Annotated in this window: 12 protein-coding genes, 1 pseudogene and 1 riboswitch; of the genes and pseudogenes, 4 read left to right on the plus strand and 9 right to left on the minus strand. The window is 33.0% G+C overall.

Annotated elements, in window-relative coordinates:
* Nucleotides 1-29: 29 nt before the first annotated feature.
* From BR43_RS00560 to BR43_RS00570, 3 genes and pseudogenes are all read right to left on the minus strand, one after another.
* Nucleotides 30-1868, minus strand: a complete 1839-nt coding sequence (locus tag BR43_RS00560) for a heavy metal translocating P-type ATPase (RefSeq protein ID WP_034558290.1) — start codon at nucleotides 1866-1868, stop codon at nucleotides 30-32.
* A 131-nt stretch (nucleotides 1869-1999) separates the two neighbouring features.
* Nucleotides 2000-2108, minus strand: a riboswitch (NiCo riboswitch).
* 155 nt (nucleotides 2109-2263) lie between these two features.
* Nucleotides 2264-2816 (minus strand): annotated as a pseudogene (locus BR43_RS00565) (tyrosine-type recombinase/integrase).
* Between the two features lie 148 nt (nucleotides 2817-2964).
* A complete protein-coding gene (locus tag BR43_RS00570; RefSeq protein ID WP_021150714.1) occupies nucleotides 2965-3321 on the minus strand; it encodes a hypothetical protein in 357 nt (118 codons plus the stop codon).
* A gap of 153 nt (nucleotides 3322-3474) precedes the next feature.
* On the opposite strand from BR43_RS00570, the gene BR43_RS00575 reads away from it, so the two are divergent.
* Nucleotides 3475-3909, plus strand: a complete 435-nt coding sequence (locus BR43_RS00575) for an RrF2 family transcriptional regulator (RefSeq protein WP_005237713.1) — start codon at nucleotides 3475-3477, stop codon at nucleotides 3907-3909.
* Nucleotides 3906-5297 carry a dihydrolipoyl dehydrogenase family protein gene (locus BR43_RS00580; protein WP_034558295.1) on the plus strand — a complete coding sequence of 464 codons (1392 nt, stop codon included), beginning with the start codon at nucleotides 3906-3908 and terminating at the stop codon, nucleotides 5295-5297. The genes BR43_RS00575 and BR43_RS00580 overlap by 4 nt, the downstream gene beginning before the upstream one ends.
* 374 nt (nucleotides 5298-5671) lie before the next feature.
* Here the strand turns inward: BR43_RS00580 and BR43_RS00585 are convergent, their stop codons facing one another.
* Together BR43_RS00585 and BR43_RS19410 are read right to left on the minus strand one after the other, a co-directional pair.
* Nucleotides 5672-5950 carry a DUF1905 domain-containing protein gene (locus tag BR43_RS00585; protein ID WP_005875075.1) on the minus strand — a complete coding sequence of 93 codons (279 nt, stop codon included), beginning with the start codon at nucleotides 5948-5950 and terminating at the stop codon, nucleotides 5672-5674.
* Nucleotides 5951-6511: 561 nt separating this feature from the next.
* The gene (locus tag BR43_RS19410) at nucleotides 6512-9517 is read right to left on the minus strand and encodes a Tn3 family transposase (RefSeq protein ID WP_084679661.1); all 3006 of its coding nucleotides are present in this window, start codon (nucleotides 9515-9517) and stop codon (nucleotides 6512-6514) included.
* 184 nt (nucleotides 9518-9701) lie between these two features.
* On the opposite strand from BR43_RS19410, the gene BR43_RS00595 reads away from it, so the two are divergent.
* Complete coding sequence (locus tag BR43_RS00595; protein WP_010051903.1) at nucleotides 9702-10286, plus strand: recombinase family protein; 585 nt, start codon at nucleotides 9702-9704, stop codon at nucleotides 10284-10286.
* An 89-nt stretch (nucleotides 10287-10375) separates the two neighbouring features.
* On the opposite strand, the gene BR43_RS00600 is transcribed toward BR43_RS00595, so the two are convergent.
* The 3 genes from BR43_RS00600 to BR43_RS00610 all read right to left on the minus strand — a co-directional run bounded on the left by BR43_RS00600 (nucleotide 10376) and on the right by BR43_RS00610 (nucleotide 12168).
* Complete coding sequence (locus tag BR43_RS00600) at nucleotides 10376-10858, minus strand: P-loop nucleotide/nucleoside kinase family protein (protein ID WP_034558298.1); 483 nt, start codon at nucleotides 10856-10858, stop codon at nucleotides 10376-10378.
* Nucleotides 10859-11459: 601 nt separating this feature from the next.
* Nucleotides 11460-11645 carry a hypothetical protein gene (locus BR43_RS00605; RefSeq protein WP_034558299.1) on the minus strand — a complete coding sequence of 62 codons (186 nt, stop codon included), beginning with the start codon at nucleotides 11643-11645 and terminating at the stop codon, nucleotides 11460-11462.
* A 25-nt stretch (nucleotides 11646-11670) separates the two neighbouring features.
* Entirely contained in the window at nucleotides 11671-12168 is a 498-nt protein-coding gene (locus tag BR43_RS00610) for a hypothetical protein (protein WP_034558300.1), read from the minus strand.
* Between the two features lie 747 nt (nucleotides 12169-12915).
* Here BR43_RS00610 and BR43_RS00615 point away from each other — a divergent pair.
* Nucleotides 12916-13443, plus strand: coding sequence for a hypothetical protein (locus BR43_RS00615; protein WP_034558301.1), 528 nt, complete (start codon nucleotides 12916-12918; stop codon nucleotides 13441-13443).
* A gap of 146 nt (nucleotides 13444-13589) precedes the next feature.
* Here the strand turns inward: BR43_RS00615 and BR43_RS00620 are convergent, their stop codons facing one another.
* Nucleotides 13590-15773, minus strand: a complete 2184-nt coding sequence (locus BR43_RS00620; protein ID WP_034558303.1) for a glycoside hydrolase domain-containing protein — start codon at nucleotides 15771-15773, stop codon at nucleotides 13590-13592.
* Between the last annotated feature and the right edge of the window lie 298 nt (nucleotides 15774-16071).

Raw genomic sequence — 16071 nt, forward strand, 5'->3', positions numbered from 1 at the left:
AACTTGTCTTTTATTTAATTACATTGAGGCTACACTTTTTTCTCCTTTTGCAATAAACGTAGCCCGTTCAAGATAACCAAAATTGTTGAACCCTCATGGAAAAGGACCGCCAATGGGAGCCCAAGAACGCCGAACATATTTAAAGTGGTCAATGTGACAATGACAACGAGAGAGAAAATGACATTTTGAATAATAATACCATTTAACTTTTTACTTAGCTTATAGCTATAAAACAATTTAGATAAATCATTCTTCACTATAACGACATCAGAAGATTCCATCGCTACTGAGGAGCCACTCCCCATCGCAATCCCGATGTCTGCATTTGCTAGAGCGGGCGCATCGTTAATCCCATCACCAATCATCCCAACGACTTCTTCTTTTCCTTGGCTATTCATTACAAATTCTATTTTATCTTCCGGTAACATCGAAGCAATATAGTCATCTACTTTTACAAGCTTGGCAACTTGGGCAGCCACCTTCTCGTTATCTCCCGTTAAAAGACAAACTTTAATCCCCTCTTTTTGGAAATCTGCAACCGTACTCGCTGATTGCGGGCGAATTTGATCCCGGAATGAGAAGTAACCTACCACTTCATTGCCATCTGCTACCAATATGCTCGTATCCCCTTTTTCCAATACTTTTTGGAACTGGTTAAATTTATCATAGTGCTTAAAAGCACCCGGTTTCCCTACTAAGATATCCCCTTTTTTAATCCCTGATCCAGCAATTTCTTCAATCGATTCCGATTGCTCAACTTCTGTTAGGTCGATATCCTTAAAGGCAGAAACGATTGCTCTTCCGATCGGATGACTGGATTGCTGCTCCATATAAATGACTTCTTTTAAAACATCTTCATCCACAGCATAATCTACTACTTGGAAGTCACCGTAAGTCAATGTTCCAGTCTTATCTGTATATAAAATATCCATCGTACTCAACGCTTCCATGGCAGCTCCACCTTTAAAAAGCACACCATTTTTGGCTCCATTACTAATCGCACTTAACGTAGCTGGTGTAACGGAGGCACATAATGCACATGGGCTGGCCACTGTTAAAAGCACCATTCCTCGATAAAAGGCCTCTTCCAATGACAGTCCCAAGAACTGATAGAGAACAAAGATGAAAATGGGTACGATGATGAGAACACCGATCACATATTTGCTTTCGATACGATCAATAAACTTGGCGATTCGAGAAGGTCTGTTTTGCGCTTCTTCAACCATCCGGATGATATTTGAAAACATGGTTTCATCCATTTTTTTGTTTACTTCTACATGAAAAACATTTCCTTCGTTAATTGTTCCGGCAAAAACTTCATCCTTTAACTCTTTTTCTACAGGAATCGATTCGCCTGTTAAAGCTGCTTCATTCACGATTGCTTTTCGGTCGATGAAACCATCAATGGGAATTTGCGCACCCTTTGATACCACGACAATGTCTCCAATTGCTAACTCCTCCGTAGGGGTAACCACTACATCCCCGTTTTCTTTTAGAACCTGAGCGGTATCCGGTACTTGCGCCATTAACTCTGAAATGGCGCTGGTAGATTTATCCGTTGAATAGTCCTCCAACGCTTCCGCTGCAGCAAATATCAGTAGTAGGGCCGCTCCTTCTGACTCAAAATTAATGATTACTGCACCAACAGCAGCCAGTACCATGAGTAAATCCACGTTTGGTGAGCGATCTCTGACAGTATTAACAACAGCGTCCTTTGCCGCGTAGAAGCCTAAAAAGAAAATCGCAATATAAAAGGATGTGGAACTGTACGCACCATTTAGTCGGATAAATACAAACCCTAAAATCGTAAACAGAACACCGATAACTAAAAACTGACCTTGCCTACTTTTTGTTAGATAATGAACCATTTCTAAAACCCTCTTCCTATTTTATAATTTTTACTTACTAGCATGTTTTCAATAAAACAGCACGTCTAATACTCTCACTCTCCTTTTTTCACAAATAAACATAAAAAAGGGCACACCTATAGAACAGAATTAACTGTCCCACAGGTATGCCCTTATTATTTACATACTCTGCTGCCACAAAAATTGCAGCCCGGCTGCATGGACCTTTTACATGTCCACCGCCTGTTCAGATTTAAATAGCTCTCATTCTAAAACATAAGCAAGAAGAGCAAGTTAAATTAGATTTATACATACAAATAATATCATTTGTAGAATAGTATGTCAACAAAAAAATATAAGAGGAGTATTTAAAATTGAATTTTTATAGAATTAGTAAAAATATACCTAAAAGAATATTAAAAACCTAATCTGAAATTAAATAAGGTCTCGCTGATTTCATCTTCATTGATTCCAATATAACGTTTCGTAATCTTCTCGTTGCTATGGCCAACTATTTCCATCAGAGTGGCCACGTCTTTTGTTTTCTTATAATAGTGGTAACCAAACGTCTTACGCAGCGTGTGCGTGCCAATATCGTCTCTTCCTAAGAGCTTAGCGACCTTTTGAAACATTTGGTAGACCGTATTGACTTCTACATGACCACCTTTGGTGCTCGGAAACAAATAATTCTCTGGTTCTGAGTCTTTTGTATAGTCTTGGATCAAGTCCTGCAGACTACTCAAATACAAAATACGGGTTTTGCCTGTTTTTTTCTCGACGATTCGGGGATTTTTGGAGGAAATCAGATCTTGTTTCTTCAATTTTACGATATCCGACATGCGTAAACCGCTATTAATTGCCAATCAAAAACAGAAAAACATCCCGATCCGCGTTTTTATTGCGCCTTAAACAGAATAAAAAGTCGTTTATTTCTTGTTGAGTCCGTAATGGTTGGACGTTGTAACTCATTTAAAAGCCCTCTCCTCTCACAAAAGTGATACATGATTTTGTTTAGTATACCACACAATCATGTGTTGGACACCGGTATAAAAAAAGAACCCTATAGGTATAGGATTCTCGATACACGATTTTATACAATTTCATGTATTAAGATGATTTAGAAAACCGACAGTACGCCATACATTAAGAAAAACTCAATAAGAGCTCCTACTATCGCCAAGCTAGATTTTTCTAAGTTCATTCTCTTCCTGTTTTGTGTTTTCGGATCATTTCTTACTTCTCTATTGTCCATATAATCTAAGATTTTTTTATAGGTTTTTAGATTTTCTTTATCTTGGATCTTTTGAAGTTTAATAGCAGCATTGACCATGATTACTATAAAAGTAACTGGCAAAATCAAAGAAAAATCGCCCCAGTATTTAAATAAGGATGCAGTAATGAGGGTTAAAACAAATGATCCTATAATAACCAACATTAATTGATTCATCTTAGCAATAGTTACTTCTCTTTTCATCTTATCGTCATCTCCTTTAATCAATTCGTCTAAGGAGATATTAAAATAATTGCTTAAAAGTAACAGACTTTGTAGATTTGGATAACTTTTAGGTGTATACTTAATTTAGATAAAGTAACTTTAAAAGTCACTTTTTAAAGAAGGTGAATAATTTTGAGTGAATTTACGATTGCAGTACATGGGTTGGTCTATTTAGGTCATAACAATTCAATTTTTACCAGTGAAGCATTAGCTGAGAACATTTGTACGAATCCAGTTCGTGTTCGCAGAGTTCTGGCAAAATGCCGAAAAAAAGGATTAGTTCAAACAAAAAAAGGTGTGCATGGCGGATACTTTCTAACCGATAATTTAGAAGCTATCACTTTAAAAAATGTTTATGAGGCGATAAAGATCCCAATTATCCAAAATACTTGGCATTCAGGTTATATCAATGAACAATGTATGATTTCGTCTGGTATGTCAGAAGCTATGGATGATCTTTATGATGAGCTGAATAAAGATGCAGTAGCAAAACTAGCAACTATTACATTAAAAGATATGGAAGTAAAATTATATGCAATACAAAATGAGAGGGGCACTAAAATATGAATGAGTACACTACAGACGTAGCCATTATTGGATTTGGTAAAGCAGGAAAAACATTAGCAGGTGCTTTAGCTAAAAAAGGAAAAACCGTCACTGTGATTGAAAAATCAGCTAAAATGTATGGTGGAACTTGTATTAATGTGGGATGCTTACCGACTAAATCGTTGACACATAGTGCAAAAATTATTGATCAATTATCAGAATTTGGCATTGAGCGAAATCCTGAGATTAACAACCAGTTTTTCAAACAAGCCATGGACTATAAAACTGAATTAGTAACCAAATTAAATAAAAAAAACTACCATAAAATTGCTGATTTAGATAACGTAACAGTCTTAGACGGTTTTGCTCACTTCAAAGATGACCATACTTTGTTAGTGGATACAGATACAGAAACGCTACAAGTTACGGCTGCTAATATCATTATTGGAACTGGATCTACGGCTGTTATTCCAGATTTTGAAAACAAGCAAAACAGTCCACACATCCACACAAGTGAAGAAATTTTAGAGCTAACAAATCTGCCAAAAAAACTAGGTATTATCGGAGCTGGTCCAATTGGATTAGAATTCGCTTCTTATTTTGCTGAATTTGGTTCTGAAGTAACCGTTTATGAATTCAATGACTCATTATTGTCACGTGAAGATAAGGATGACGCAGCAGCTATTTTGGAAAGATTAGAAGAATTAGGGGTAACTATTGAATTTAACGCTCAAGCTAAACGTGTTCAAGATACGGATAATGGTGTACGTTTAACATTTGAACAAAACGGCGAAGAAAAATCTGCTGAATTAAATGAAATTTTAGTTGCTACTGGCCGTATTCCTAACACAAATAAATTAGATATTGAAAAGGCTGGCGTGGCGCTCGGCGCTCGTGGAGAAATCAAGGTAAACAAGCACTTGCAATCTTCTGTTGAACACATTTGGGCAGTGGGCGACGTTAAAGGTGGACCACAATTCACTTATATTTCTTTGGATGACTACCGTATTGTTTTGCCTCAATTGCTAGGAGAAGAATCCAACTATAATTTAGAAACGCGTCGTGTTTATCCTACAGCAACATTTGTGGATCCAACATTTGCACGGGTAGGCTTTAATGAAAAAGAAGCAACTGAAGCTGGTAAAAATTATAAAGTTGCTAAGATGCCCGTTGCTGCTGTTCCTAAAGCTCAAGTATTGCGTGAAACAAGCGGCTTTTTGAAAATATTAGTTGATCCAGAGACTGACCTTATATTAGGCGCAAGCTTCTTCAGCTACGAAGCTCACGAAATGATCAACTTAATTGCATTAGCAATTAATGAAAATATTTCATATAAGAGTTTACGAGACGGTATTTATACTCACCCTACAATGAGTGAATCCATGAATGATTTACTTGAAATGATTTAACTTAAATTTAACCACAAAAGAGGCTGGGACAAAATAAAATGGACCTTATAGAGATCTATTTTTCAGAGTCCACTCTATAGGAGTCATTTTACACTATTCACCTCCTATTCATTATTACTTATAACAGATAAGAGGTGAATATCATGCCCTCACTAGACGTTTATGTACCAATTAATAACTCTATTTTAGTACTTGTTGAAGAAATAAAAGAGTGTCTATAAAATCGTATAAACTAATTTATATAAGAGATTCCGGAAAACATCGTGTGCGATATAAAAATAAATTCTATCAAATATAGAACTTACCCAAATCTTTAAGCCCATCATAGCGTAAGTTTCATATCTAAAAAGAGAAGATTGGATTTATTGAGTAAATTAATCATGCAAATATAACATTACCGTTACTATATCGCCACCGCTTTTCCCTATCGCGTCTCTAATTTCCTTATTGATTGAGATGATCTTATCTTCATCTTTCCTTGGAGCCAAATAAATGTTTTTCACTTCAAAATCGTCAATTGTACCAGATACTTTTAAATGTCCCCATCTCCCTTTATTATCAGCTGTTCCTGGTAGTCTAAGGTGATAAGTCCATGATCCAAATCCCTCTTTGTAATGTAATTTGAGTTTCTGATTGTCAATTATTTTTATCATTTAAATAGCCCCATTTCTCATTCACTTTATCTATAGTTATGATACATGAAACTATCTAATATCGTGTATTTTAAAATAATGATCGTCTAAAAAAACACATATTATATTATATTAATTATTCTTTAAGAATACACTTAAAATAAGGATTTCTCTTGATCCATAGTTAGTTTATTAGTGCTATTGATTTTTGCTAATTTCTTTTCAGGCGTTTTATATGATCAATTTAATCTAGCTACAGATAATATGCTACTTATACTAACTTTTTATTCAGGTATCATATTTTTAATTCAAGTTTATTATACGTTTAAGAAAGAAAAACAAAAAAGTGTTTAGAAACGCAATTTCTAATTAAAGCAACACAACAAGACATTATTGAAGATGCTGTTATTTTCTTAAGTACTGGGGTCAATGGAACATCTTAACGAAAAGTTGCGGTATAATCGACTATTAAAAAATAGAAACGCTGATTTAACAGCATTTCTATTTTTTTTAGACTTTAAGGCTCCAAAATTGTCTGGAACAATCGAACGAAAAGTTGCGGTATCTTTATAAACACGAACATTAGAGAGAATCAGGTGTTTTTAATGGTCGTAATGATCCGTCTTCTAGACCTTGATTATACTGGAATGAATATTTACCAACAAAGTTTATATGCTCAAATAAAAGTGGAGATAATTTTCCTATAAGTTCTTCTGAACAGTCATATCCTTCTACTTTCATCTGCTCCAATACTTTTTCAAGATACAGTGTATTCCAATAAATTACTGCATTTGTTACAACGCTTAAAGAGGTTAACTGCTCCTCCATTCCATCAATATAAGTTTGATATAATTTTCCATTTCTTCCGTAAAATATACTTCTGCAAAGTGCATGACGTGATTCACCCTTATTTAGCTGTTCAAGTATTTGACGAGCATAAATTTCATCTGAAAGATAGCGTAGTTGATGTTTGGTCTTATAAACCTTTCCATATTCTGTAATTGCTTTTCCAAGTGAAGTTGGTTGACCAGATCGTTGTAACGCTCGAGTTAGTTCAGTTGCATTGACTTTACCAGATTTCAGGGAACCTGCTACTCGAAGTATATCTTCCCAATGTTCTTCAATTAAATCAGTGTTAATTCGACTTTTAGTAACATCATTCAATAAACCATAATCAGCATTTTTTTCAATTCTCCATAGTTTGGTACCATGTTTATTCGCAATTCTAGGACTAAATTGAAAACCTAGTAGTCCAAATAATCCAAAAATAAGGTCACTATATCCAGCTGTATCTGTCATTATCTGAGTGGGCTGTAATCCGCTGGTTTGATTAAGAAGTCCCTCTAATAAGTAAAGAGAGTCTCTTAACGTGCCTGATACAACCATTCCATGGAAACCAATATAATGATCTGAAACAAAGTTATAGAAAGTGATTCCTCGGCCTTTGCCAAAGTATTTTGGATTACTAGCAGAGTAAAGTGATCTTTGCGGTGTTATATACCGAATTCCATCTGCAGACGCCATTTCTCCATTTCCCCAAGCAAGAGCCAGTTCCAATTTCTTATGTGAATGAATAATTTTTTGATTAGCTGCAGTTAAGGTATCAATACGTAAGTATTGATGAGCTACATAGGTGAGCCTATCATACTTCAAACTATCAATATTATTTTTGGAAACTGGAGAAAATCCAATATTACATGATTCCGCTAACAATACTGCTAAAATACTAATATCTAACTGTTTCATTCTGGATTCTTTCTCATTTAAATGTTTAAAGGATTGAGTTAACCCAACTCGTTGGTTTACTTCCAATAATAAATCGGATAAATCAATGCTAGGCATGAGTTGGCGCACACGTGATTTAAACTCTTTTTCATTAGGCTGCTCATTTCCCTTTTTCAAATTTGAAACAACTACTTTTACTTCACCATTTATTTCTTCAAGCCTTGCCATATTAGATGCATCCCAATTTGATTGTGTTTCTATAAAAGATAGAGACAAATCTTCGCTTAATTTTTGTACAGCTAAGGTGCCTGAAGAAGGTAAGTCAAGTTGAGTAATCAAAACTTCCCGTTGCTCTATCCACGTAGAATCATCCAATAAATAGCTCATTGGGTCTGCATATTTTTCACTATTAGTAACAAATATGTCATGCTTTTTTAATCCTTGAAAGAGAAGTTCTAGCCCAGCAATTAACACGCACTGATTTACTGAAGTGGGATTTTCATGTATATAATATTGCCATTTTTTAGATAAACAGGGTTCAATATCATAAAAATGGTCTAGTGTTATTGGTTTTGGAAAAACTTCTTTTATCTTTTCCCAAACGACTAAGCTATCTGCCCCGTAATTGTTACCTTCAAAGTTAATGGATAAAAGAATAGAGGGGATGAACTTTTTAATTTTCCTGAATGCTTTGCGAAGTTCATTAATTGCAATGGGTTCTTGCTCGTTACGAACAATATCCTTAACTTGAAAAATGGCTGCATCCATTTCTTCTTTTTGAAATTTATCTGAAATAACTTTTCGAATTTCTTGGTTAGTAATGGATTCGTCAAATAAAAGTTCTACAATTTTTGATAACGTAAGAGCAGCTCGATCTAAATCTTTTATTGTTCTCATTCGATCTTTTATTTCTTTATTTTTTGCACGTCTAAAAATAGCATCTACATATTTTGATAGTGCTAAAAGTTGTTCGTCCATTGCTTTTTTCTGATGTTCATAAACAAATGCCACTAAATGAGCTATTTGGCGATTTAGTGGCATTCTTTGTATAGCTTGAGCTTTTGCTTTGAAAGCATAGCTGGCAAGTTTTTTTAATTTCCCTTCAGGAATTACAGAAAAGTCCCAGTTTTCTGTATGAAAAGATTGGAACATAATCAGTCTATTAAACCCACGAATAAGCTCCTTTTGACTTTCGTCAATCAAAGGGCTTCGTAAAATATCCATTTTAAGCGTTGCACCACGTATAGGCTCACCAACAAAATCAAATAATTCTAACAAACGTTCTACCTCTGATGTAGCAGGAATCTCAGAAAGTAATTTATAGAGTTGTTTTTCAGAAGAATCAATAATTTTAGATACAAAGCGTTCAAAAGTAGAAAAACCTGGTAAAATAATTTTTTCATCCAAACATTTTTTTAATAGCATATCAAAAAGCATATTATCCGTCTCAGTTGTATACCATGACCGATCAAGTAACCAATCAGATAAATATTTTTCTACTGCATTATCAGTAAATAGTACATAGTTATAGTAGTCTTGTATAAGTTTCATATGTTGCCAAATTGTTTGTTTACGTGTGTACCCATAAAATTCCTTGTAGTCAATATTTAGTTGCGCAGCTAAATGCTGAATGACCACTATTGGAAGTGTTTCAAAATCAGATGTAAAGCATCCGAGGAACCTGACGGTTCCTAGTTGAACTGCGAATCCTAATTTTGTGGACGATTTTTTCATTTTTGCAATAACCTCTTTATCAGAATCATTTAAATAAAAGTAGAGATTAAGTTGTTCTTTAGATGGCTCATTTATAAATTTCCCAAATCCTTCTTTGTGGTGTCCCTTCAATTGTTCAATTTCTACCATTTTAATCCCCCTGAGTGGTTACCAAAAACCAATGTTTTTGTAACCTCATATTTTTTGAAACTCGATACTGAATAACTAGCTTTTCTAAGTTACAAAAACTAGTTATAAATAAGTTTACAAGAAACACTTGCAAAAATATAGTTATTTACCGATAATAAAGTAAAAGAGCATCAGGAGGAATTATATGATAATAGGATACGCAAGAGTGTCAAAAGATGAGCAACATCTAGATCGACAATTAGATCAGTTAAAAAAATATGGAGTTGAAAAAATTATTAAAGAAAAATATACTGGAACAAAAAAGTCACGGCCAGGAATTGAAGAACTGTTAAAAATAATCCGGACAAATGATACAGTAGTTGTAGAAAGTATTTCTCGACTTGGTAGAAATACTTTGGATATATTGACTCTTCTTCAGCACTTAGAAAAAGAAAAGGTAGAATTCATTTCGTTGAAAGAAAATATGGATACTTCTACGCCTACCGGAAAAGCAATGCTCCAGATGATGAGTGTGATTGCTGAATTAGAGAGGAATTTATTAGCCGAGCGTGTAAAAGAAGGAATAACTGCAAGCAGGAGACGTGGCGTAAATATTGGAAGACCAAAAATTCCTCAAGAAAAATTGAATTTAGCAATGAGAATGTATGACAGTGGAGATTATTCGATTAAAGAAATTCTTGAATCTACCACTATTTCTCAAGGAACGCTTTATCGAGAAATAAATAAAATGAAATTGAAAAAAATAGAAGATATAAAAAACGAAAGCTAAGTTGTTACTCCAACCTAGCTTTCGTTTTTATACCGCAACTTTTCGTAAAGATGTTCCATTGACCCCTAAGTGGGTAATCATTTTAAGACTTAACTTTGAATGATAACAATTTCATTTTCATTTATGGGTTCTTCAAACCCTGAATAAAATCGTTTAAGGATATCCTCAGTAATTGGAAAAGCTGAATTAGCAGTTTGAGTTTGATTTCGAATTTCCAAGCGTTTTTTAAGTATGGCGTAATCGGCTTTGAGGTAAACTACTTGAATTTCTACTTCATAATCTTCTAGTAATTTACGATAACTATCTCGATGGCTCTTTGACCAAAAACTGGAATCTACGATAACATTTTTTCCTTTCTGCACATACTTAATAGTTAGTTCTTTCATCTTCGTGGATGATAAGGCCGACACTTTTTCATATTCTTCAGATTTGTAATCGACACCATATACGCCATAATCTTCCCAGATAAGTTCATCTATAGATAGCCTTATGTATCCATCCTTTTCTTTTTCTTTTGAAAAAGTTGTCTTTCCTGCGCCGCTAACTCCACACATTAAAATGACTTTATTCATAAATTTTCTTCCTTTCTATATTATGAAATAGTATATCAATAGAGGAAAAGGAATTCAAATTTTAATTTTAAAATACAATGTTTAAAAAAAGATGATTGTTTTCCAAAGACCGCTGTTTTTTGATAATCATAGATTTTATTGTGTATCGTGTTAAACATATTTGTAAGCGAGGTCCCAAGCGCCTAAAGGGAATTTGTATCGATAAGACTTGCAGCAAAATCTAATTAGCACTAGCTTATATTTTACATTTTAACAAATGACAATAGGGTATACTTTATTGTCATTTGTTTTTAATCCCATTTTTAGAACTATCTAGAGTGTAGTATGGGTGGTCATTAGAAAAATTTATTTATGGAATTAAAATCAACCAATAGGGTGTAATCTATTGATTGATTTAACTTAAGTAGTTTATGTAGGTTTGCGTGCCACCATTAAAGTGCGCCATACTAAAATTACTAGTCACAATAAAAAAGGGGTAGTCAATAACTTATAAGTTCTTGACTACCTTTTTTTCAAAGTAACTATATTAAGAATAATTTTTAAGAATTTATAGTTAATATTACAGAATAGATTTCTTAGAAAAATATCTATTCTAATGACATTAATCCTCTAATGGATCAATAATATTCCCATTTTTATCTGTAACAGTACTTGTAATTGGTGTATCTCGATTTATTTTATAGGATGTATAAATATTTCGAGTAAAATAAATCCCTATGAGAACTAAAAAGCTCAGAGATACAATAATAAATAAAGAAAACAGTTTTCTATTAATTGTTTTTTTCATAGTATACACCTACTCTCTTAGCATCTTATTGAATCCCCTGTACATGGTAGTTCTGTCCAGTTCTAGGGTTATCGACAAGAAAATAGAAATACCCTGACGTATTTATTGTATACGGTGATCCGCTTAAAGGTAAATTATAACGTTGACTAACATTAGAAGGGTTTCCTGGATTAGCTATAGTATTTACACCAAATCCACCTAATCTAAAGGTTAGTCTAAAGTTATTTGTAGTACTAGAAGAAAAGGAAATTCCACTATATCTAGTTCCCGATCCCGAAAAATTTTCTGACTGATAAGATGCAGAGTTGTTAAGCCATTTAACTGTTGTTGGCGGGACAACTGCTCGTGTTACAAGGTTAGAGCTAATTTCGGGGCTAACTTCTATACCAAATTTATCATAAATAACCACATCTGAATTATTAGATTCATCTGCATGTGCTACTGTATTTCCTGAAAAAGAGGGAAGTACAATTACTGACAATGTTGACAACATAAAAATTAAACTTACAATATTTTTTTTCATAAAACGACCTCCAATATATTTTAATTTTATTATACATAATATGAATATATTAGTAAAGGTGAAAAGCAAATGTTTTTTAGATTTTTGAAAATGTAAGTGAAACTATCGTGTTCCAAAATTTAAAATCATCAATTAAAACACTAATAAAATTGATTATTGGTTAACAATATAACACTCATATTTCTATATAGATAAATTATCCATACAAATTCCCTAACGCATTTTAACCTTTAAATTAAAAATTTTCTCATAATAAAATCGATCTAAATCAAAATAAACTTCCTGCGAAATGTTAAAACACGTTAAATTAAGGAAGGGTTGACTAAAAAAGATTAGACACCTGTCATTTCAAACGATTTTTTTGTGTACCACTCATATTTAACAACAAGTGAGTACATTCTTTTTCATTTTAACCTTAAATTTATACACTCCTTTAAATTTCTGTTAAAATCCGTTCGCTAATACAAAATTAACATATTCGAGAATAATTAACAATTTATTATGATTTGATTTTACTATATACTTTATTTTTACTTCGATATACGCTATAATCCTGATGAAACACATCGACGAAAATACAATTCTATTTCAAAGTTTAGTTTTGATAAAAATTAATAGACTTTACAATCGGAAATACTTTTAAATCGACTCTATTCAATTTTATTCCCAATAATTGTTTGTCTAATTTGATTTTACTAAAACTTTGTAACAGATCCCTAAATACTAGCAAATATTGGAGGTATCATCATGATAGCAAACTACCCTTTTCTTAGTCTTACTTGTTTTTTTATTCTATTATGCTACATTTCACTTATTTTATATAAAATTAAAGTCAAAATGTTTTATAAAAAAAACTCTTATCGTAAAATCAAGTTGAAAGATCACCCGCTCTATTTAATTTATCCTTTTGAAAAAAAAATATATGTATTTATTTGGATTCTTTACATTCTTTGGATTATATTAGCCACGGGTGGATTATTCTTGATTTTTTCAAATTCAGGTAGCAATAATAATCTTGTTAAACTTGGAATAATTTTTCAAGTACTAGCCACCTTCACCTCTTTTATCTTAGTTGCTAATTATTTCCGATTTTTAAAAAAAACAAAGTCCGCTATAAATAAATGGTCTATTTCTAATCCTTCAGAAGAAAAAAAATTTGTAGTTTTTCCTTCAAACATTGTAATTTATAAAAAAGTAGGATATATTAGCTTTTTACTTACTGAAATTTTTTTCATAGTATCAATTATTACAGAATATTTAAATATAGTGTATTAAATAAGAAGCAATTAGATTGGAACTATTATAACCAATCTAATTGCTTTTAACTATTTAAAACACCTAACTTATAATTCTCCTGAAATTCAACTCCTTAAACAGTTGACTGGCACCACTGGTAAGGAATTCTGTAATTGTTTTGCTTATCAAGAAATTAGTTCTTTTCCCCACGTGATTACAGATATAAAAACAGACGCAATAGCTACTGAACCAATTCCTATTACTTCTACAGGGAGCAGATATATAATTCCCGCTATAACAGCTATTCCACCTACTGTCTCAAAAATTTCCGGCATACTATTATTTTCAACTGACTTCGTTACCAGTTCATAGTCTGCAACAGGAACCGGAGTAACATTACTTTGATTTACATAGATTTCAATAATCAATTCTAATCTTTCTGTTAATGTTTTCCCATTTCGTTTTATTTTATACTCACTTTTCACAATGATTTTCGTTCCTATTTTCCTATTTCGTGCAGCTAAACCAGTTTCAATTATCCCATTTTTTACTGTAGGTCCTAATCGATTAATTGCACTTTCAATACTATTACTTTTTACGTCTTTAAAAATAGTATTGTACTTATCAAGTGTTTCTTGTATTGGATTAAGGTATACTTTCATGTCTGCAATACCATTTGTTACCACAATTTTAGCCGTTCCTTCTTTTGAATCAGAAGACCAAGTGTTCCTTGCTGTTAAATAAAGATCAATTGCACCTAAATGTTGTTCATATATCTTATTGGGCACAATAATAACTTCTTTGAAAAAGTCCTGCAAATTCAATCCATTCAATATATTATGACTGATAGTATTCACTTTCTGACTAGAATCAATATCAAAATTTTTCACTCCCGCATCTCGTCCAGAAGAAGCAACTTGATCAATTGGAAACAACATGTCTCCTCTACCCACGGTCATTTCAATAAATTGGTCGAATGCCCACTCTTTAGGCATTTTAAACCCTAAATTCCCACTAAACCCTGTGGACATATCTGATACAAAACAATTGGTTACTGCTCCAGCATCAACGGCTCTTTGACAAACGTTTCGAGTACCGTAAATACCTGTTTTGTATAAAGAAATAGTTGAAAGTGCATCATGAACTGCTTTGATATAAGGTAATACTGTAGAGTCAATATTTCCGTCCAAAACGTCTACATCGACAGCAAAGTAAATAGTTGCACCTGTTGGAAATCCTAATTCCATTGCTGCATTACTAGCTAAAATAGCATCTGTTTTACCTTGTGAACTAGTAAAGTAATTTTCTTCCCAACCTCCATCTTGATAGATAGGGAAAATGCTAAAACCCTCGTTAACCAAATTTTCAATTTCTTCACTGGTTAAATACTTGTTTCGTTTATTTGCTCCAGTTCCAACGGATCCAGTTAAATATCTTCCCACTACACTAAAATCAATAGACTTTAAATACTTTATTTGTTCTAGTGATAATTGTGTTGAGGTATCACAAGCAATTGAATCTCTACTTGTATTTCCTGCACTGGACAATAATCCTTTAATAACAGTCATATCAGCAGTAGCTGAATACGAAGGCAATTTCATGAATTTTCTAAATGAAATAACTTCATCTCCCAGACTACTCGAAAAGACGCCATTAAAGTCTCCGGATTTATAAAACCCATTCACATATAATCCCCATTGAATAATTTTAACAACATTACCAGTAGCACCGATATTGACGACAGGTGTTCTACTAGTAGTACCAGGTCCATAGATTCCATTGGCTTCCGAAGGGCTCATTCCAATTTCTGCTTGTAAAGCATAAATTAAAGCTGTATTCGTTTCTCTTTGATAAATACCATCACAGGGTAAAATACCAAAGTACGGTTGATAAGATGCATTTAAGTTTTGTTGCATTGTTCTAATTTTTGAATCCCCTCCTGGGACTAATACAAAGGCACTCATATCAAATAATGCTTTTAATAAAGCTACCGTTAATTTTCCGTTACTAGCCACACCTGCATTTTTTTGCAATGTACTAATAGCTTCTTCGGTTTTTGTAGTATATTTCCCATCAAAGGCCTCCGGAGACATCCCTTTGCACCAAAAAGCACCTTGAATTAAATAAACAAGATTCCCAGTATAACCTATTTTTAATTTAGGCAATAAATCATCAGCTTTTTTTTGTGTTGTTGGACCAAAATTATCCGATAACTCAGTAATCCCACATTCATGTTGGAACCCTCTAATTAGACCGTAAATAGTCGGCCATCCTGTCTTTCCATTTTCAGGTACACTGCCAAATCCCTGAACATTCTTATACGTTTTATTTAACCATTTTTGTGTTGATAATACCATTTGATCTACCATGTTACATTCCTCCTATATCATTTTTTTATTAAGTCAAAGTATTTCTACAAGGATCGTCACCCTTGTTCTTCTAACATAGAACATACGTTCGTGTCTATTATATAAATAAAATGATGAAATTGCAACTTTTATTTCATTTATTATTAATCGTACGATTAGATAATATTTAATAGATGAGACAACTTTTACATGCAGCTTTTAAAAAACGAAAAAAGAGTAGTCAAGAACTTATAAGTTATTGACTACCCTTTTTTTATTGTGACTAGTAATTTTAGTATGACGCACTTTAATGGTGGCA

This window comes from Carnobacterium gallinarum DSM 4847, assembly GCF_000744375.1.
GTDB lineage: Bacteria > Bacillota > Bacilli > Lactobacillales > Carnobacteriaceae > Carnobacterium > Carnobacterium gallinarum.

Coding starts and splice junctions, on each gene's coding strand:
- BR43_RS19410 (WP_084679661.1), bottom strand. CDS start 9,517: ATGGTAGAAATTGAACAATTGAAGGGACACCACAAAGAAGGATTTGGG.
- BR43_RS00605 (WP_034558299.1), bottom strand. CDS start 11,645: ATGAAAAAAACAATTAATAGAAAACTGTTTTCTTTATTTATTATTGTA.
- BR43_RS00570 (WP_021150714.1), bottom strand. CDS start 3,321: ATGAAAAGAGAAGTAACTATTGCTAAGATGAATCAATTAATGTTGGTT.
- BR43_RS00610 (WP_034558300.1), bottom strand. CDS start 12,168: ATGAAAAAAAATATTGTAAGTTTAATTTTTATGTTGTCAACATTGTCA.
- BR43_RS00580 (WP_034558295.1), top strand. CDS start 3,906: ATGAATGAGTACACTACAGACGTAGCCATTATTGGATTTGGTAAAGCA.
- BR43_RS00595 (WP_010051903.1), top strand. CDS start 9,702: ATGATAATAGGATACGCAAGAGTGTCAAAAGATGAGCAACATCTAGAT.
- BR43_RS00560 (WP_034558290.1), bottom strand. CDS start 1,868: ATGGTTCATTATCTAACAAAAAGTAGGCAAGGTCAGTTTTTAGTTATC.
- BR43_RS00615 (WP_034558301.1), top strand. CDS start 12,916: ATGATAGCAAACTACCCTTTTCTTAGTCTTACTTGTTTTTTTATTCTA.
- BR43_RS00620 (WP_034558303.1), bottom strand. CDS start 15,773: ATGGTAGATCAAATGGTATTATCAACACAAAAATGGTTAAATAAAACG.
- BR43_RS00585 (WP_005875075.1), bottom strand. CDS start 5,950: ATGATAAAAATAATTGACAATCAGAAACTCAAATTACATTACAAAGAG.
- BR43_RS00600 (WP_034558298.1), bottom strand. CDS start 10,858: ATGAATAAAGTCATTTTAATGTGTGGAGTTAGCGGCGCAGGAAAGACA.